The organism is Pseudomonas sp. P20, assembly GCF_016463925.1.
GTDB lineage: Bacteria > Pseudomonadota > Gammaproteobacteria > Pseudomonadales > Pseudomonadaceae > Pseudomonas > Pseudomonas aeruginosa.
Map to the genome: position 1 here is coordinate 63908 of NZ_JAEMVM010000008.1, position 16977 is coordinate 80884.

The 16977-nt window shown below is 67.5% G+C and carries 17 protein-coding genes; 6 read left to right on the forward strand and 11 right to left on the reverse strand.

Translation table 11 applies throughout. The features are described 5' to 3' along the window. Positions 1-275 precede the first annotated feature (275 nt). On the reverse strand, positions 276-3008 hold the full coding sequence (gene acnA / locus JHD77_RS10860; RefSeq protein WP_003105996.1) for an aconitate hydratase AcnA: 2733 nt from the start codon (positions 3006-3008) through the stop codon (positions 276-278). 326 nt (positions 3009-3334) lie between these two features. Between acnA and rlmM the strand changes: the two genes are divergently transcribed. Beyond that, complete coding sequence (gene rlmM, locus JHD77_RS10865; RefSeq protein WP_031755756.1) at positions 3335-4393, forward strand: 23S rRNA (cytidine(2498)-2'-O)-methyltransferase RlmM; 1059 nt, start codon at positions 3335-3337, stop codon at positions 4391-4393. An 84-nt stretch (positions 4394-4477) separates the two neighbouring features. Then, entirely contained in the window at positions 4478-4717 is a 240-nt protein-coding gene (gene tusA / locus JHD77_RS10870) for a sulfurtransferase TusA (RefSeq protein WP_003105999.1), read from the forward strand. Between the two features lie 31 nt (positions 4718-4748). Here the strand turns inward: tusA and JHD77_RS10875 are convergent, their stop codons facing one another. From JHD77_RS10875 to JHD77_RS10900, 6 genes are all read right to left on the reverse strand, one after another. Continuing rightward, positions 4749-6059 carry an NAD(P)/FAD-dependent oxidoreductase gene (locus JHD77_RS10875; RefSeq protein ID WP_003106000.1) on the reverse strand — a complete coding sequence of 437 codons (1311 nt, stop codon included), beginning with the start codon at positions 6057-6059 and terminating at the stop codon, positions 4749-4751. 68 nt (positions 6060-6127) lie between these two features. Then, on the reverse strand, positions 6128-7492 hold the full coding sequence (locus JHD77_RS10880; protein WP_003106001.1) for a glutamine synthetase family protein: 1365 nt from the start codon (positions 7490-7492) through the stop codon (positions 6128-6130). Between the two features lie 127 nt (positions 7493-7619). After that, positions 7620-7808 carry a hypothetical protein gene (locus JHD77_RS10885; protein WP_003449842.1) on the reverse strand — a complete coding sequence of 63 codons (189 nt, stop codon included), beginning with the start codon at positions 7806-7808 and terminating at the stop codon, positions 7620-7622. A gap of 151 nt (positions 7809-7959) precedes the next feature. Next, positions 7960-9357 carry an FAD-dependent oxidoreductase gene (locus JHD77_RS10890; RefSeq protein WP_003104413.1) on the reverse strand — a complete coding sequence of 466 codons (1398 nt, stop codon included), beginning with the start codon at positions 9355-9357 and terminating at the stop codon, positions 7960-7962. A gap of 10 nt (positions 9358-9367) precedes the next feature. Next, complete coding sequence (locus JHD77_RS10895; protein ID WP_003104412.1) at positions 9368-9721, reverse strand: RidA family protein; 354 nt, start codon at positions 9719-9721, stop codon at positions 9368-9370. Positions 9722-9776: 55 nt separating this feature from the next. Next, positions 9777-11138 carry an MFS transporter gene (locus JHD77_RS10900; protein WP_003144858.1) on the reverse strand — a complete coding sequence of 454 codons (1362 nt, stop codon included), beginning with the start codon at positions 11136-11138 and terminating at the stop codon, positions 9777-9779. A gap of 377 nt (positions 11139-11515) precedes the next feature. Here JHD77_RS10900 and JHD77_RS10905 point away from each other — a divergent pair, with 377 nt between their 5' ends. Beyond that, positions 11516-12397: a LysR substrate-binding domain-containing protein gene (locus JHD77_RS10905; RefSeq protein ID WP_003104408.1), complete on the forward strand. Its 882-nt coding sequence runs from the start codon at positions 11516-11518 to the stop codon at positions 12395-12397. A 68-nt stretch (positions 12398-12465) separates the two neighbouring features. On the opposite strand, the gene JHD77_RS10910 is transcribed toward JHD77_RS10905, so the two are convergent. After that, positions 12466-12645 (reverse strand): PA1571 family protein, encoded by a 180-nt coding sequence (locus JHD77_RS10910; RefSeq protein ID WP_003104406.1) that lies wholly within the window; start codon positions 12643-12645, stop codon positions 12466-12468. A 209-nt stretch (positions 12646-12854) separates the two neighbouring features. On the opposite strand from JHD77_RS10910, the gene JHD77_RS10915 reads away from it, so the two are divergent. Both JHD77_RS10915 and JHD77_RS10920 read left to right on the forward strand, forming a co-directional pair. Beyond that, a complete protein-coding gene (locus JHD77_RS10915) occupies positions 12855-14000 on the forward strand; it encodes an ATP-NAD kinase family protein (RefSeq protein WP_003122902.1) in 1146 nt (381 codons plus the stop codon). 10 nt (positions 14001-14010) lie between these two features. Continuing rightward, positions 14011-14607 carry a DUF1287 domain-containing protein gene (locus JHD77_RS10920; RefSeq protein WP_025324849.1) on the forward strand — a complete coding sequence of 199 codons (597 nt, stop codon included), beginning with the start codon at positions 14011-14013 and terminating at the stop codon, positions 14605-14607. Between the two features lie 117 nt (positions 14608-14724). Here JHD77_RS10920 and ppnP read toward each other — a convergent pair whose 3' ends face one another. Both ppnP and JHD77_RS10930 read right to left on the reverse strand, forming a co-directional pair. After that, positions 14725-15006, reverse strand: coding sequence for a pyrimidine/purine nucleoside phosphorylase (gene ppnP / locus JHD77_RS10925; RefSeq protein ID WP_003087375.1), 282 nt, complete (start codon positions 15004-15006; stop codon positions 14725-14727). 94 nt (positions 15007-15100) lie between these two features. Beyond that, positions 15101-15652, reverse strand: a complete 552-nt coding sequence (locus tag JHD77_RS10930) for an exonuclease domain-containing protein (RefSeq protein ID WP_003104398.1) — start codon at positions 15650-15652, stop codon at positions 15101-15103. Between the two features lie 103 nt (positions 15653-15755). Between JHD77_RS10930 and JHD77_RS10935 the strand changes: the two genes are divergently transcribed. Then, on the forward strand, positions 15756-16622 hold the full coding sequence (locus JHD77_RS10935) for an NAD(P)-dependent oxidoreductase (protein WP_003104396.1): 867 nt from the start codon (positions 15756-15758) through the stop codon (positions 16620-16622). A 6-nt stretch (positions 16623-16628) separates the two neighbouring features. Here JHD77_RS10935 and JHD77_RS10940 read toward each other — a convergent pair whose 3' ends face one another. Beyond that, positions 16629-16970: a DMT family protein gene (locus JHD77_RS10940; protein WP_003104394.1), complete on the reverse strand. Its 342-nt coding sequence runs from the start codon at positions 16968-16970 to the stop codon at positions 16629-16631. Positions 16971-16977 lie beyond the last annotated feature (7 nt).

Consider the following 16977-nt stretch of genomic DNA (forward strand, 5'->3'; position numbering starts at 1 on the left):
CTATTGACCCAAAGCATGAGAACCGACCACGTGGTCGGATAGATGGCGGATTCGCTGATGGAGGTCAATGCGTTACGGTTTCGTGTCGTTCCCGGCGGCGCGCATGGGCTGGGGAGGGGCCTGGCGGATAAGCGCGAGGCGGCCATCCGCCGGTCCTGCGGGGTATCGGCGGATGACGCCGGGGCGTCGTTCGCCCTGCGAAGCGCTCGCGGCCCCGGGCGCCGGAATGAAAAAGGGGTGGCCGAAGCCACCCCTCCGCGCGTACCGCCGCTGCCTCAGAGCATGCTGCGCAGCACGTAGTGGAGGATGCCGCCGGCCTTGAAGTACTCGACCTCGTTGAGGGTGTCGATGCGGCAGAGGACCTTGAAGCTGTCCTGGCTGCCGTCCTCGCGGGTCACTTCCACGCTGAGCGGCATGTGCGGCTTGAGTTCGCCGCCGAGGCCGCGGATGTTCAGCACCTCCTTGCCGGTCAGCTTCAGGCTCTTGCGGTCCTGGCCGTTCTCGAACTGCAACGGCAGCACGCCCATGCCGACCAGGTTGGAGCGGTGGATGCGCTCGAAGCTCTCCGCGATCACCGCCTTCACGCCCAGCAGGTTGGTACCCTTGGCCGCCCAGTCGCGCGACGAGCCGGTGCCGTATTCCTTGCCGGCGACGATCACCAGCGGGGTGCCGTCCTCCTGGTAACGCATGGCCGCGTCGTAGATCGCCAGTTTCTCGCCGCTGGGCACGTACAGGGTATTGCCGCCTTCCTCGCCGCCGAGCATCTCGTTCTTGATGCGGATGTTGGCGAAGGTGCCGCGCATCATCACCTCATGGTTGCCGCGACGGGAGCCGTAGGAGTTGAAGTCCTTCGGTTCCACGCCGTGCTCGCGCAGGTAGCGGCCGGCCGGGCTGTCGGCCTTGATGTTGCCGGCAGGGGAGATGTGGTCGGTGGTCACCGAGTCGCCCAGCACCGCCAGCACCCGCGCCTGCTCGACGTCGGCGATGGCCGGCGGCGCCTCGGCGATGTGTTCGAAGAAGGGTGGATGCTGGATGTAGGTGGAGTCGGCCTGCCACTCGTAGGTGTCCGACTGCGGCACCTGGATCGCCTGCCATTTCTCGTCGCCGGCGAAGACCTCGGCGTACTCCTTGTGGAACATCTCGGTGTCGACCTTCTGGATCGCCTCGGCGATTTCCTTCTGGCTCGGCCAGATGTCCTTCAGGTAGACCGGCTGGCCGTCCTTGCCGGTGCCCAGCGGTTCCTCGCTGAGGTTGATCCGCACGCTGCCGGCCAGGGCGTAGGCCACCACCAGCGGCGGCGAGGCCAGCCAGTTGGTCTTCACCAACGGGTGCACGCGGCCTTCGAAGTTGCGGTTGCCGGAGAGTACCGAGGCGACGGTCAGGTCGGCCTGCTGGATGGCTTTCTCGATCGGCTCCAGCAGCGGGCCGGAGTTGCCGATGCAGGTGGTGCAGCCGTAGCCGACCAGGTCGAAGCCGAGTTCGTCGAGGTAGCGGGTCAGGCCGGCAGCCTTGAAGTAGTCGGTGACCACCTTGGAGCCCGGCGCCAGCGAACTCTTCACCCAGGGCTTGCGTTGCAGGCCTTTTTCCACCGCCTTCTTCGCCAGCAGGCCGGCGGCCATCATCACGCTGGGGTTGGAGGTGTTGGTGCAGGAGGTGATGGCGGCGATCACCACCGCGCCGTTCTTCAGGCGGTGGGTCTGGCCGTCGTGCTGGTAGTCGATCTCGCCGAAGGCGGCGTTGGCGCCGACCGCGGTGCCGCCGCCGCCCTCGCTGAGCAGGCGGCCTTCTTCGGTGCTGGAGGGATGCAACTGCAGGCCGAGGAACTCGTTGAAGGCGCTGGCGACGTTCTGCAGGGCCACGCGGTCCTGCGGGCGCTTCGGTCCGGCCAGGCTGGCCTCGACTTCGCCCATGTCCAGGTGCAGGGTGTCGGTGAACACCGGCTCGTGGCCCTTCTCGCGCCACAGGCCCTGTTCCTTGCTGTAGGCCTCGACCAGCTTGACCGTGCTTTCCGGACGTCCGGACAGGCGCAGGTAGCCGAGGGTGATCTCGTCCACCGGGAAGAAGCCGCAGGTGGCGCCGTATTCCGGTGCCATGTTGGCGATGGTGGCGCGGTCCGCCAGGGGCAGGTCGGCCAGGCCGTCGCCGTAGAACTCGACGAATTTCCCCACCACGCCCTTCTTGCGCAGCATCTGCGTGACGGTCAGCACCAGGTCGGTGGCGGTGATGCCCTCGCGCAGCTTGCCGGTGAGCTTGAAGCCGATGACCTCGGGGATCAGCATCGATACCGGCTGGCCGAGCATGGCGGCTTCCGCCTCGATGCCGCCGACGCCCCAGCCGAGCACGCCGAGGCCGTTGATCATGGTGGTGTGGGAGTCGGTGCCGACCAGGGTGTCGGGGAAGGCGTAGGTCCTGCCATCCTCGTCCTTGGTCCAGACCGTGCGGCCCAGGTACTCCAGGTTGACCTGGTGGCAGATGCCGGTGCCCGGCGGTACCACGCTGAAGTTGTCGAAGGCGTTCTGGCCCCAGCGCAGGAAGGCGTAGCGTTCGCCGTTGCGCTGCATCTCGATCTCGACGTTCTGTTCGAAGGCCGATTCGCTGGCGAACTTGTCGACCATCACCGAGTGGTCGATGACCAGGTCCACCGGCGACAGCGGGTTGATCTTCTGCGGGTCGCCGCCGGCCTTGGCCATGGCCGCGCGCATGGCGGCCAGGTCGACCACCGCGGGCACCCCGGTGAAGTCCTGCATCAGGACCCGCGCCGGGCGGTACTGGATCTCGCGGTCGGAACGGCGCTCCCTGAGCCAGCCGGCGAGGGCCTTGAGGTCGTCGCCGGTGACGGTGCTGCCGTCCTCCCAGCGCAGGAGGTTTTCCAGCAGGACCTTCAGCGACATCGGCAGCTTGCCGAGATCGCCCAGGGTCCGGGCGGCTTCCGGGAGGCTGTAGTAGTGGTAGGTCTTGCCGTCCACAGCGAGACTGCGAAGGGTTTTCAGGCTGTCCAAAGCAGGCATTTCTGATTTCCTCACGGCGGGCCCGGGGGCGGCGGGCCTGGCCTCGTCCTGACGCCAGGCCCGTCGTCGAGCCGATAGTGCCTGGCTTCGCCCGGGACCCGCGGCGTCCGCGGACGCCAGGGTGCCGTTACCTCGGTAATGCGCGGTGGCCCGATCCCATCGGTACCGGCCGCTGGCGAGAGTCAGACTTTGGGATAGCGTTGTTCGAAACCTTCAAGCTAGACCGGCTCGAGGGCTCCTGCCATATACACTGGACCGACGAACGGTCGCTGCAGTTCCCTTGAGGCATGCCCGGCACTATAGTGCGCGGCCAAGGAGACAACCCCATGAATACCCTGTTGATGCACTGCCGGCCAGGCTTCGAAGGTGAAGTCTGCGCCGAAATCGCCGAGCATGCAGCCACTCTCGAGATTCCCGGCTATGCCAAGAGCAAGCCGGCCAGCGCCCACGTCGAGTTCGTCTGCCAGGACGCCGACGGCGCCGAGCGCCTGATGCGCCGCCTGCGTTTCGCCGACTTGATCTTCCCGCGCCAGTGGGCGCGCGGGCCCGGCTTCATCGAATTGCCGGAAAGCCAGCGCATCGAGGTACTGCTGGCGGAACTGGCGAGTTATCCGGTTTGCGGCAGCCTCTGGCTGGAGGTGCTGGACACCAATGCCGGCAAGGAGGTGTCGACCTTCTGCCGCAAGTTCGAGAAACCGCTGCGCGCGGCGCTGGTGAAGGCCGGGCGGTTGCAGGAGGACCCGGCGCTGCCGCGCCTGCTGCTGACCTTCCGCTCCGGCCGGGAAGTCTTCGTCGGCTTCGCCGAGCCGCGCAACAGCGCGCTCTGGCCGATGGGCATCCCGCGCCTGAAGTTTCCCCGCGAGGCGCCGAGCCGTTCGACGCTGAAGCTGGAGGAAGCCTGGCACCAGTTCATCCCGCGCAGCGAATGGGACAAGCGCCTGGCGCCGGACATGCTCGCCGTGGACCTCGGTGCGGCGCCGGGCGGCTGGACCTGGCAACTGGTTAACCGGGAGATGCGGGTGACCGCCGTGGACAACGGGCCGATGGCGGAGAACCTGATGTATTCCGGGCTGGTCGACCACCAGAAGGTCGACGGCTACCAGTACCGCCCGCGCCAGCGGGTCGACTGGATGGTCTGCGACATCGTCGAGAAGCCGGCACGCACCGGTGCGTTGATCGAGACCTGGATCGGCGAAGGGCTTTGCCGCGAGGCGGTGGTCAACCTCAAGCTGCCGATGAAGCAGCGCTATGCCGAGGTGCGCAAGATCCTCCAGCGCCTGCGCGAGAGCTTTGACGCGCGCGGCCTGAAGGTAGCGATCGGCTGCAAGCAGCTGTATCACGACCGCGAGGAAGTGACCTGCCATCTACGCCGCCTCGAACGCTGAGGGGCGGCGGCATTCCGGCCGGGGACAGGTGACCGGCCGCGCCGCATGCGCGACAATGCGCGGATTCTGTTGCGGAGTTTCCCGATGACCCATTCTGTCGACGCCATTCTCGACGCCACCGGCCTGAACTGTCCCGAGCCGGTGATGATGCTGCACAACAAGGTCCGCGACCTGGCGCCCGGCGGCCTGCTCAAGGTGATTGCCACCGATCCCTCGACCCGCCGCGACATCCCCAAGTTCTGCGTGTTCCTCGGCCACGAGCTGGTCGAGCAGCAGGAAGAGGCGGGCACCTATCTCTACTGGATCCGCAAGAAGGCCGACTAGGCCTTCCGCGGACCCCGCCATCCCTCGCGCTTCAGCGCAGCTTCTCCATGAGCTGGTAGTACCACATCCCGGCGGCCAGCATCGGATTGCCGAAGAGGTCGCCCAGCGGCACCCTGAGGTGCTTGCAACGGGCGAAGGTGTCGAACTGCTCCAGGCTCCCGCTCATCGCCTTGGCCATGATCTCGCCCATGATGTGGCTGGTGGCCACGCCATGCCCCGAGTAGCCCTGGCAGTACCAGACGTTGTCGGAGAGCTTGCCGAGCTGGGGGATCCGGTTCATCACGATGCCCATGGCGCAACTCCACTGGAACTCGATCTCCACGCCCTTCAGGCGCGGGAAGGTGCGCTCGATGCATGGCCGCAGCTCGGCGGCGATGTCCCGCGAGTCGCGGCCCGAGTAGTTGGCGCCGCCACCGAACAGCAGGCGGCCGTCGGCGGTGGGGCGGTAGTAATCGAGGACGAAGCGGCAATCGTAGACCGCTAGCCCCTGCGGGTTGATCTCCCGTGCCAGCTCGCCCAGCGGCCGGGTGGTAACGATTCCGCCCATGGCCGGGAAGATCATCCCCTTGAGCTGCCTGCGTTCGAGCTTGTGGTAGACATCGCCGGCAAGCAGGATCTGCTGCGCCTCGATCCTTCCCTCGCGGGTAATCACCGCCGGCCGCGGGCCGTGGACGATATCCAGCACCTCGGAATGTTCGAAGATCAGAGCGCCGAGGCCGGCCGCCGCCCTGGCCTCGCCGATGCACAGGTTGAGCGGGTGCAGGTGCATGTTGCGGGTGTTCTTCAGCGCGCCGCAGTACAGCTCGGTCTCCAGGTGGGCCTGGACGCCGGCCTTGTCCAGCAGGACCACCTGGTCGCCCATGCCGCGGCGCACCGCCTCCTCGTAGGAGGCCTGCAGCTCGCCCATGTGGCTGGCCTTCATCGCCGCGTGCAGGTGGCCATGGCGAAGGTCGCAGGCGATGCCGTACTTCTCCACCCGCTGGCGGATGATCTCGTGGCCGCGCCAGCGCAGGTGCCAGATGAAGTCCTCGACCTCGGCGCCCAGCCATTGGCGCATCTGCTTGTGCATCGCCGCGTCGCCGGACAGGCTGCCGGTGACCTGGCCGCCGTTGCGCCCGCTGGCGCCCCAGCCGATGCGATGGGTCTCGACCAGGGCTACCTTGTAGCCACGCTCGGCCAGTTCGACCGCCGTGGCGACGCCGGTGAAGCCGCCGCCGATGATGGCGATGTCGACCGTCACCGCGCCCAGCAGGGTCGGATAGTCGGTTTCCTCGTTGAGCGTGGCGGCGTAGTAGGACGGCGCGCGTTCCGCGGCCGGACGGGGATGGATTGCTGCGTTCATCGGGTATTCCTTGTTCCAGTGCGGCGCGTCCTGCCGGCGCGCCGCCGTATGCGGGCGGGTCCGGGATCTCAGGCCTGGGTCAGGTACCAGCGCCAGTCCTGCTCGCCGACCTCGCCCATGAATTGCCGGTATTCCGCGCGCTTCACCGCCAGGTAGACGCCGAGGAACGGCTCGCCGAAGGCTTCCCGCGCCCACTCGGAGCCTTGCAGGGTATCGAGGGCGGTCAGCCAGTCGGTGGGCAGGCGCTTGCCGGCCTGGGCGTAGCCGTTGCCCTCCACCGGCGCACCCGGATCGATGCCTTCGCGGATGCCGCGGTGGACCCCGGCGAGGAGCGCCGCGGCGGCCAGGTAGGGGTTGGCGTCGGCGCCGCAGATGCGGTGCTCGATATGCCGACTGGAGGCCGGGCCGCCCGGCACGCGCAGGCTCACGGTGCGGTTGTCGACGCCCCAGGTCTGCGCCAGCGGCGCGTAGCTGTTGGCCTGGAAGCGCCGGTAGGAGTTGGCGTTGGGACAGAACAGCAGGAGCGAGTCGAGCAGGCTGGCGAGCATGCCGCCGACCGCCTGGCGCAGCAACGGCGTGCCGGCGGGGTCGTCGCTGGCGAACAGGTTGTGGCCTTGTTCGTCGGCCAGGCTGACGTGCAGGTGCATGCCAGTGCCGGCCAGGTCGTCGAACGGCTTGGCCATGAAGCAGGCGAGCATCCCGTGCTTGTGCGCGATGCCCTTGACCAGGCGCTTGTAGCGGATCGCCTGGTCCATGGCGGCGAGGGCGTCGCCGTGGTCGAGGGTGATTTCCACCTGGCCCGGGGCATATTCCGAGATCGCCGTGCGTGCCGGCAGGCCCTGCGCCTTGCAGGCGGCATAGAGGTCGGCGAGGAACGGCTCGATCTGCTCCAGTTCGCGCAGGCCGTAGACCTGGGTCGCCCGTGGGCGGCCGCCATCGGCGTCGCGGGCCGGTTGCGGGCGGCCGTTGGCGTCGCGCTCACGGTCGAGCAGGTAGAACTCCAGCTCGGCGGCCATCACCGGGTGATAGCCCTCGCTCTTCAGCGCGTCGATGGTTCGCACCAGGAGGTGCCGCGGATCGGCGACGCTGGCGGGCAGGCCCTCGCTCGGGTGCATGCTGACCTGCACCGCCGCCGTCGGGATCTGTCGCCAGGGCAGGCGCACCAGGCTGCCGGACAGGGGGTAGGCGCGGCAGTCGATGTCGCCGACGTCCCAGACCAGGCCGGAGTCCTCGACGTCCTCGCCGTTCATCGTCAGCCCGAGGATGGTGCTCGGCAGCGGCCGGCCGCTGCGGTAGACGGCCAGCAGCTCGTCGCGGTGCAGCAGCTTGCCGCGCGGCACGCCGTTGGCGTCGAGAATGAACAGTTCGAAGAGTTCGATGTCGGGGTTGGCGGCCAGGAAATCCTGGGCTTCTTGTTCGCAGGCGAAGTTCATGGGGCTCTCTTGTCGGTCTTGTCCGGTAGCGTCGCGACGCTCGCAGCGGCGCTCCGGCGACGGCAGCGTCGCGGAACGGCATGCAAGCGGCAGGCCGGCCCCGCCGTTGCGCGGGGCCGGAGGGATATCAGGCGTGACGAGCGTCCGGCGGACGCGCGTGGCGGCAATGCCAGAGCGCCCAGAAGGCCAGTTCGAGAGGGAGGGAGAGCGGCTCCAGTTCCAGCCAGCGGCTGTGCTTGCGGGGTAGACGCGCGGGCGTTCCGGCCGGGTTGGCGGAAGGCTGGTAGGGCAGGGTGCGCGTCGTCGGTAGGTGCATGAAGGAAAACTGGGCCAGGGGTTGGAACAGCCTCGCACAGGCTGACGGGTGAATTAAATGCGCTTTTTACGACCTTTGCTTGAGCGAAATCGAAACCAAAGGAAAAAGAAGGGCGCCCCCGAATGGGCTGAAGAGACGCCCGGAAAGCGGCTCAACCCTTGTCGGCCTTGCCCGCGGCGGCGGCGAACCTGGCCAGGCGTACGTCGAGATGACGCGGGCGCCGGCCGGCGTCTTCGGCGTGCTCCTTGCGACGGATCGCGTTGCGCACCATCAGCGAACCGACATAGCGGATCGGCTCCGGCGGGAAGCGGCCGAGCGGCCCCTGGGTCAGCGGCGAACGGGTCCAGGGATTGTCCAGGCCGAGCGCCAGCGAAGAAAGGATCTGCCCGCCCATGTGGCATGGACCGACGCCGCTGCCGGAGTAGCCGAAGCCGTAGAACACATTGTCGCGGCCGTCGAGCCGGCCGAAGAACGGCAGGCCGGTCACCGAGCGATCCGACGGACCGTTCCAGCTGGCCTCGATGGCGACCTCGGCTAACTCGGGGAAGAACTCCCGCAAACTGCCGCGCAGTTGTCCGAGATACGGCGAGGGGCGGTCGAACACCGGCAGCATGCGTCCGCCGTAGGCGAAGGTGTTGCCGCCCTTGCCGAGCATCAGCCGGCCGTCCGGGGTGTTGTGGTAGTAATGCACGAAGATCCGTGAGTCGAGCACGCTGACCCCGCTGGTCAGGCCGATCTCCTGCAACAGGTCTGGTCGTGGCTCGGTGATGAGCATGTCGCTGGAGACGATCGCCACGCTGCGTTCGAACTGCGGGAAGGCCCTCGCCATCCAGGCGTTCAGCGCCAGCACCACGCGGCCGGCGACGACCCGCCCGTGGGGGGTGACCACTTCCGCCGGGCGGCCGTGCTCCAGTCCTCGCATCGGCGTGCCTTCGTACAGGCGTACCCCCAGTTGCAGGGCGACCCGGCGCAGGCCGCGAACCAGCTTGCCTGGTTGCACCGTCGCGGCAGCCGGCGAGAACCAACCCTCCAGGTGCCTGCGCGAGCCGGCCAGGCGCTGCACGTCGGCCAGCGGGCGCTTGGCGAAGGAGTTGATGCCGTGGCGCTCCAGAGCGGCGATCACGCTGTCGGTGCTGCCGACCTGGGCCGGGTTGGTGGCGGTATAGAGGGTGCCGTCCAGCCGGTAGTCGGCCTCGACGTCGTAGCGCTGGCAGAAGGCGCCGATGGCCCGGATGCTGTCCTCGGAGGCCTTGACCAGGCGGATCGCCTCGGTTAGTCCGAACAGCCGTTCCAGGGTGAAGAACTTGGCCGACCAGGACAGCGCGCAGCCGCCGTTGCGGCCGCTGGCGCCGGCGCCGCAGAGATCGGCCTCGACCAGCACCACGTCGAGCCCGGGATCGTGCTCCTTGAGCATGATGGCGGTCCACAGGCCGGTGTAGCCGCCGCCGACGATGCACACGTCGGCGCGGGTATCCCCGGCCAGCGGCGGGCAGGGTGCCGCATGTTCGGAGCGTAGGGCCTGGTCCAGCCAGAAGGGTCGGAAGGTCATGGCTGTGCTCTCACTGCGGGCGGGCGGCGACGACGATCATTTCCACCCGCCAGCGCGGGTCGATCAACTCGGCCAGGCTACAGGCGCGGGTCGGCGCCCGGCCTTCGGGAAACCACTGGTCCCAGACCTGGTTGAGACCGGCGTAGTCCTCCCGGTGGGCTAGCAGTATGCGTACCGAGAGCACCTGGCCGCGGTCGCTGCCGACGCTCTGGAGCAGCCGGTCGATGTTCTCCAGGATCTGGCGGGTCTGGTCCTGGATGTCACCGCTGGGGTCGTCTGCGACCTGGCCGCCGATGTAGACCGTGTTGCCGTGCAGGGCCATCTCGGCCCGACGCTTGACGACTTCGAAACGTTCGATATGCATGAGGGGGTTCCCGGTTCGTGGAGAAGGACGCGGCGGAGGTTCCCGCCGCGGACGGTCAGGAGCGGATGGGACGGAAGTCCGCCAGGCTGGGGATATTCCGCAGGCTTTCCCGTGCGCCGCCGGGCCGGCTGTTCCAGTGCGGAAGGAGCACCGCGGTGGCGATCAGGGCTGCGATGGTGAAGCCGATGAACACCGTGTAGGTGTCGAAATAGCCGGGCAACAGACCGCCGAGGATCGCGCCCACCGAACCGCAGCCATTGACGAAGCCGGAGGCGGTGCCGGCGGCCTCGCTGGTGCCGAAGTCGATGGCGGCGGAGCCGCAGATCATCGAGTCCGGGCCGTACAGGGTCAGTCCCATCATGAACAGCAGGCCGACCACTATCGGAATGCTGCCGGTGGTCATCGCCGGGACGAACAGCGCCAGGCAGACGGTCAGCGCCAGCAGGCTGATCACGCAGGCCGGCATGCGCCGTGCGCCGAACAGCTTGTCCGAGGCGAAGCCGATCAGGATCGGGCCGAGCAGGCCGGCTACCTCGAAGGCGGTGGGAACGATCGCCGCGCCGACCTTGCCGAGCGCCGGCATGCGTTCGTAGACGATCACCGGTCCCCACAGGAGGATCGCGTAGCGCGCCGGCTTGAGCAGGAAGTAGGCCAGGCCGAGGCAGAGCACCGTGCGGTTGCGCACCACCTTGGCGAGCACCTGCAGGCTGCCGCCGTTGCCGCCTTCCGGCCTGAAGCCGGCATAGCGCACGGCTTCGCTCGCGGCCTGCGGTTCGACGGGAGGATGGCCGACGTCTTCCGGGCGGTTGCGCTGCAACAGCAGGAACAGCAGGGCCACGCCGCCGACCACCGCGGCGCTGGAGTAGAACGCCGCGTGCCAGGTACCGAACACGCTGTACGCCCACCAGCCGGCGAACGGCGAGGCGACCAGGCCGCCGAAGGCGTAGCAGGTGCTCCACAGGCCGAGCACCCGACCGCGTTCGTGGGTGGCGAAGAAACTGCCGATGTTCTTGCACAGCCCCGACCAGCCGGTGGACTGCGCCAGTCCCTGGACCACCATGCAGGTGGCGAAGATCGGCAGGGTGGCGAAGGTGCCCATGACCAGCGCGGCCAGTGCGGAGATCAGCAGGCCGCCGAACACCACGATGCGCGGGCCGAAGCGGTCGGCCAGCACGCCCCAGGTGAACTGGCCGACGGCATAGGCGGCGAGATAGATGGCGTCGAGATCGGCCATCGCCATCTTGTCCAACTGGAAGTCCGGATCTTCGGCGATGCCGAGCTTGGCGACGGAAAAGGCCTTGCGGGTGAAATAGAAGGCGGCGTAGGCCAGCCAGGTGATCGCGAATATCTGCAGGCGCCAGCGCTGGAAGCTGGACACGGGAGAGGACGGCAGCGCCGTCCCGGGACGTTGATTCATGGATCTGACCTCGATCTTGTTATCGGTGCCGGCAGGTGTGAGGGGAACACGCCTTGTTGTTGTTCTGATGAGCACTTCCGCACCGCCATGTCGCGGCGCCTGGTCAGAGGTATCTGGAGTCGGCTTCACCTCCTGGGTAAGGGTTGCGGCTGCCCTGGCAGGGGCTGGCTGCCGAGGCGCTGGCGCGCTGTGGTGAAGCGATGGAAACAATTCCGAATAAATAAATGAAATCGATTTATCAAATTTTAAATATAAGTTTTACTTGTTTGTCCGTAAGCCTGGCGCGGCGTGGGTCGAGGAAGTTGACCGAACGGTCATTCCCGTGTGCGCCGCCCATGGCGCGGAACCCCTTGTCCTGCCTGGAATGGTGAAGGTCCATGTCGGTATCCCATGCACAGTTGAAGGCTTTCCATGCGGTCGCCGTGTACGGCAGCTTCACGCGCGCCGCCGAGCGCCTGTTTCTCACCCAGCCGGCGGTTTCCGACCAGGTGCGCAAGCTGGAGGAGCGTTACGGCGTGCTGCTGTTCCACCGTAACAAGCGCTCGGTGCGCCTGAGCGAACTGGGCGAGCGCCTGCTCGCGGTGACCCAGCGGCTGTTCGCGATCGAGGCCGAGGCGGAGGAGCTGTTGTCCGCCTCCAGCGCCCTGCAGACCGGCACCCTGACCCTGGCGGTGGATGCGCCGGTGCACGTATTGCCGCAGATCGCGCGTTTCTGCGAGCGCTATCCGGGCATCGCGGTGCGGGTGGAGACCGGCAATACCGACGAGTCTCTGCAGCGACTGTTCAGCTACCAGGCCGACCTGGCCCTGTTGGGCCGGGACGTCAGCGACGAGCGGTTGCTTTCGCTGACCCTGCGCAACGACCCGATCGTCGCCTTCGTTTCGCTCAGCCATCCGTGGGCCGGGCGCGAGTCGATCCGGCTCGCCGATCTCGACGACATGCCGCTGGTGCTGCGCGAGCAGGGCTCGGTGACCCGCCAGACCCTGGAGGAGGAGATGAGCCGCGCCGGCCTGCGGATCCGTCCGGCGATCCAGGTCGAGGGCCGCGAGGCCTCGCGCGAGGCGGTGGTGGCGGGGATCGGCGTGGGGGTGGTGTCGGCCGCGGAGTTCGGCGCCGACACGCGGGTCCATGCGCTACCCATCGTCGATTGCCAGCGACGCCTGACCGAGACCCTGGTGTGCCTGCGCGAACAGCGTTCGCGGCGGATCGTCGAGACCTTCCTCGACCTGGTCGGCGAGGACCTGCCGGCGCCGAGCTAGGGCGCGGCTTCGCGCAAGCGAAAAAAAGCCCGGCGGATGCCGGGCTTCGAAGTCGTGCTGGCGGGCGCTCAGGCCTGCTTCTGTTCCTGCTCCAGGGACCTGTCCAGTTCGCGGCAGGCGCGCTGGATCATCACCTCGGTGATCGGGATCTCCCGGCCCTGGGCGTCGATGATGGCGCCACCGGTGTGCTGCTGCGTATTGAAGGGGATCACGCGGCGCTTGGCGGTATCGGTGTGTTGCGAATTCATTGCCCGTCTCCTCATCAGGTTTATCGGCAGTCTAGGGAGCGCAGATGAAACCGCCGTGACAAACGGCGGATGTCGTGCCGCTCCAACGCGAAAGCCATGGACCATAGCAATCTTGCAGTCGGCGTGCCAGCTTGCCGGCTACCGCTGGGTTTTTCTGGTTATAGTGGTCCGACCGGTGTGGGCGTCCTGGAGTTCGCCCGAGGATGAGTATGGACATGTTTCGCCTGGGGTTGGTGGTCAATCCCCTGGCCGGGCTTGGTGGCCCGGTCGCCTTGAAGGGTAGCGACGGGGTGGCCGCCGAGGCCCTGGCCAGAGGCGCCGAACCACGTGCGCTGGAGCGCACCCGGGTAGCCCTGGAGTGCCTGTTGCCGCTGGTCGAGAAGATCGAGTTCCTGACCTTTCCCGGGGCCATGGGTGGCGAGTTGCTCGAGCGCATGGGCTTCCGCCATCGCCTGCTCGGCGAGTGGCAGGGAGCGGTCAGCAGCGCGGCGGATACCCGGTTGGCGATCGAGCGCCTGCAGGAGGCCGGTGTCGCCCTGATCCTGTTCGCCGGTGGTGATGGCACAGCACGGGATGTTGCCGGGGTGGTGCGCGAGCAACAGCCGGTGCTCGGCATTCCGGCCGGGGTGAAGATCCACTCCGGGGTCTATGCCATCAGTCCGCGCGCGGCCGGCGAATTGGCCAGGCGCCTGGTCGAGGGCGGCCTGGTGCGCCTGGCCAGCGGCGAAGTGCGCGACCTCGACGAAGAGGCACTGCGCGCCGGCCGCGTCGCCGCGCGTTGGTACGGCGAGATGACAGTGCCGGAGGAGGGCCACTTCATGCAGCACGTGAAGCAGGCAGGGATGGAGTCCGAGGAGCTGGTGCTGGTGGACCTCGCCGACTGGCTGGCGGAAAACTGGGAAGACGGCGTGCGCTATGTGCTCGGACCGGGCTCGACCTTGCATGGCCTGGCGCGCAACCTCGGCCTGGAAACCACCCTGCTGGGCGTCGACGTGCTGGAGAATGGCGCGGTGATTGCCCGCGACGTCGACGAGGCGCGGCTGTTCGAACTGGTGGACGGTCATCCGGCGTACCTGCTGGTCACCGCCATCGGCGGCCAGGGCCACGTGATCGGTCGCGGCAACCAGCAGATCAGTCCCCGGGTGTTGCGCGCCATCGGCCTGGAGCGCATGCGGGTGGTCGCCACCAAGCGCAAGCTGGGGACCCTCGGGGGCCGGCCGTTGCTGGTCGACAGCGGCGACCCGGTGCTGGACGACAGCTTCCCGGACGCCATCCGGGTCTGGGCCGGCTACAAGGAAGAACTGCTGTATCCGCTGGGATACGCGAAGGACCAGGACGCGCCCGCGGGCGCTTAGGAGGAAAAGGATGGACAAGGACGTATCCGGCGCGCTGCACCGCCTGTTGCTGCTCGCCATGCTCGGACTGCCGCTGGTGGCGGCCGCTGCGGTCGAACCGCAGCGACTGGTGGATGCGGCGCGTGCCCAGGTGGGCGTTACCCTGGGCTACGACCCGGCCTACCGGCAACTGGACTATCCGGGCGGCGACGTGCCGCTGCAGACCGGGGTCTGCACCGACGTGGTGGTCCGTGCGCTGCGCGGACAGGGGCTGGATCTACAGAAGGCGGTGCACGAGGACATGCGTCGCCACTTCGCGGCCTACCCGCAGCAATGGGGAATGAAAGGTACCGACCGCAACATCGATCACCGCCGCGTACCGAACCTGATGACCTGGTTCAGCCGCCAGGGCCTGGCCCTGGCGCCTAGCCGCGACGCTTCCGCCTACCGGGCCGGAGACATAGTCGCCTGGCGCCTGGACAACGGCCTGCTGCATATCGGCGTGCTTTCCGATCGCAGGCTGGAGGGCAGGCCGCTGGTGTTGCACAACATCGGTGCCGGCGTGCGGGAAGAGGACCTGCTGTTCCGCTACCAGGTCATCGGCCACTACCGCTTCCCGCAGGGCTGAATGGGCTGGGCAAGCCGTTCCAGCGGCGGATGAGCGCAGCTCGATTCCTCCGCCGCAGCCGCTGGACGGCGGGCAAGAAAAAACCGGCCTGCGGCCGGTTTTCCTGTCTGCCCGGGCTCAGCGATATTCGCAGAGGTAGGCGGTGTCCTGGGCGACCTTGAGCTGGAACTTGCTGTTCGCCGGGACGGTGAACTGGCTGCCGCTGGCGTATTCCTGCCACTCGTCACTGCCCGGCAGCTTGACCGTCAGCGCGCCGGCGACCACATGCATGATCTCCAGCTGGCTGGTGCCGAACTCGTATTCGCCTGCCGCCATCACGCCGATGGTGGCCGGGCCGGCGGTCATGTCGAAGGCGATGGATTTGACGGTGCCGTCGAAGTATTCGTTGACCTTGAACATGGGCTTCTCCTGAAGGGGTGAACAGGCGGGTTTGAAAAGGCCCGCCAGTATGCCCAAGCCTCGGAAAGGCGTCACTAGGCGGCGCGGGCCTCGTTCAATGCTCCACCGGCAATACCAGCGGCAGCAGCCGTGCGGTATTGCGGGCATCCTCCAGGGCGCGGTGCTGCTGGCCCTGGAAACTCATCCCGGCCAGTTGCAGGGCCGCGTTCAGGCCGACTGGGCGGGGCAACTGGCGGACTTCGCCGAAGCGTTGCTTGAGATTGACGTGCGGCACTTCGCTGAGCTGGCTGGTCAGCCCGTGCTGGCGCCATTCCTGCTCCAACTGGCGGCGGTCGTAGTCGCCCCAACTGGCCCAGCCGGCCAGTCGCGGACGATGCTGGGCGAGCCAGCGCTCGAAGGCTTCCCAGACCGTATTGAGATGGGCTGCGCCATCGACGTTGGCCTGGCTGATATGCGTGAGGTCGCGGCAGAAGTGGGTCAGCAGCGGCCGCCTGACCGGCCGTACGAAACGCTGGAAGTGGTCCAGTTCGCGGGCGTCCGCGGCGGCGACCAGGGTGGCGCCGATCTCGATGATTTCCATTTCCTCCAGGGGCCAGCCGCCTTCCGCGGTGGTGGCCTCCAGATCGATTACCAGCCAGTGAGGCATCGGAGCTATCCATACCAGGGTCCGCGCTGAGTATGGCGGGGCTTCCGGACCTCGGCAAACCGCTGTGCTAGGCTGCGGGATCGGATTTCGAGGAGATGACGGAATGACTGCGGTCGCATTTCTCGGCCTGGGCACGATGGGCTACCCGATGGCCGGGCACCTGCAACGAGAGGGCTACGACGTCTGTGTCTACAATCGCTCGTCGGCCAAGGCGCTGCGCTGGGTCGAGGAGTACGCCGGACGGCGCGCCGATACGCCGCGCGAGGCCTGTGCTGGCGCCGAGCTGGTGTTCTGTTGCGTCGGTAACGACGACGACCTGCGTGCCGTGGCGCTGGGCGAGCAGGGCGCCTTCGCCGGAATGGCGCCGGGCAGCCTGTTCGTCGACCACACCACCGCTTCGGCGGAAGTCGCCCGCGAGCTGTCGCTGCTGGCTGCCGAGCGTGAGCTGGGCTTTCTCGACGCGCCGGTCTCCGGCGGCCAGGCAGGCGCGGTCAACGGCGCCCTGACGGTGATGGTCGGTGGCGAGGAGGCCTTCTATCGACGCGCCGAACCGCTGTTGCGCAGCTATGCGCGGATGGTCCGGCGAATGGGCGACGTGGGTAGCGGGCAATTGACCAAGATGGTCAACCAGATCTGCGTCGCGGGGCTGCTCCAGGGCCTGGCCGAGGCGCTGCACTTCGCCCGGTGCGCCGGTCTCGATGGCGAGGCGGCGATGCAGGTGATCGGCAAGGGCGCGGCCCAGTCCTGGCAACTGGAAAACCGCCACCAGAGCATGCTGGCCGGAGAGTTCGACTTCGGCTTCGCCGTGGACTGGATGCGCAAGGACCTGTCGATCCTGCTCGCCGAGGCGCGACGCAACGGCGCGCAGTTGCCGGTCACGGCGCTGGTCGACCAGTTCTACGCCGAAGTGCAGGCGATGGGCGGCGGTCGTTGGGATACCTCCAGCCTGATCGCCCGGCTGCGTTCGTGACGCGGCTCAGGCGCGGAAGATGAAGTACACCGCGCCGAGCAGGCACAGGCCGGCCCAGAGGTAGTCCAGTTTCAGCGGCTGCTGCATGAAGTAGACGCTGAACGGGACGAAGATCGCCAAGGTGATGACTTCCTGCATGATCTTCAGTTGGCCGACCGAGAGTTCGGTGTAGCCGATGCGATTGGCCGGTACCTGCAGCAGGTATTCGAACAGCGCGATACCCCAACTGATCAGGGCGGCGATGATCCAGGGCTTGCTGTTGAGAGTCTTCAGATGACCATACCAGGCGAAGGTCATGAACAGGTTGGAACAGGCTAGCAACAAGGCGGTTTGCAGCCAGACGGGCATGATGGGT

Bases quoted from the DNA above. Each gene is read 5' to 3' on its own strand.
- JHD77_RS10895 (WP_003104412.1), bottom strand. From the start codon at position 9,721: ATGCATATCGAACGTTTCGAAGTCGTCAAGCGTCGGGCCGAGATGGCC.
- JHD77_RS10910 (WP_003104406.1), bottom strand. From the start codon at position 12,645: ATGAATTCGCAACACACCGATACCGCCAAGCGCCGCGTGATCCCCTTC.
- JHD77_RS10880 (WP_003106001.1), bottom strand. From the start codon at position 7,492: ATGAACTTCGCCTGCGAACAAGAAGCCCAGGATTTCCTGGCCGCCAAC.
- JHD77_RS10935 (WP_003104396.1), top strand. From the start codon at position 15,756: ATGACTGCGGTCGCATTTCTCGGCCTGGGCACGATGGGCTACCCGATG.
- JHD77_RS10930 (WP_003104398.1), bottom strand. From the start codon at position 15,652: ATGCCTCACTGGCTGGTAATCGATCTGGAGGCCACCACCGCGGAAGGC.
- JHD77_RS10890 (WP_003104413.1), bottom strand. From the start codon at position 9,357: ATGACCTTCCGACCCTTCTGGCTGGACCAGGCCCTACGCTCCGAACAT.
- rlmM (WP_031755756.1), top strand. From the start codon at position 3,335: ATGAATACCCTGTTGATGCACTGCCGGCCAGGCTTCGAAGGTGAAGTC.
- tusA (WP_003105999.1), top strand. From the start codon at position 4,478: ATGACCCATTCTGTCGACGCCATTCTCGACGCCACCGGCCTGAACTGT.
- JHD77_RS10885 (WP_003449842.1), bottom strand. From the start codon at position 7,808: ATGCACCTACCGACGACGCGCACCCTGCCCTACCAGCCTTCCGCCAAC.
- JHD77_RS10875 (WP_003106000.1), bottom strand. From the start codon at position 6,059: ATGAACGCAGCAATCCATCCCCGTCCGGCCGCGGAACGCGCGCCGTCC.
- JHD77_RS10915 (WP_003122902.1), top strand. From the start codon at position 12,855: ATGGACATGTTTCGCCTGGGGTTGGTGGTCAATCCCCTGGCCGGGCTT.
- JHD77_RS10940 (WP_003104394.1), bottom strand. From the start codon at position 16,970: ATGCCCGTCTGGCTGCAAACCGCCTTGTTGCTAGCCTGTTCCAACCTG.
- JHD77_RS10920 (WP_025324849.1), top strand. From the start codon at position 14,011: ATGGACAAGGACGTATCCGGCGCGCTGCACCGCCTGTTGCTGCTCGCC.
- JHD77_RS10905 (WP_003104408.1), top strand. From the start codon at position 11,516: ATGTCGGTATCCCATGCACAGTTGAAGGCTTTCCATGCGGTCGCCGTG.
- JHD77_RS10900 (WP_003144858.1), bottom strand. From the start codon at position 11,138: ATGAATCAACGTCCCGGGACGGCGCTGCCGTCCTCTCCCGTGTCCAGC.
- acnA (WP_003105996.1), bottom strand. From the start codon at position 3,008: ATGCCTGCTTTGGACAGCCTGAAAACCCTTCGCAGTCTCGCTGTGGAC.
- ppnP (WP_003087375.1), bottom strand. From the start codon at position 15,006: ATGTTCAAGGTCAACGAATACTTCGACGGCACCGTCAAATCCATCGCC.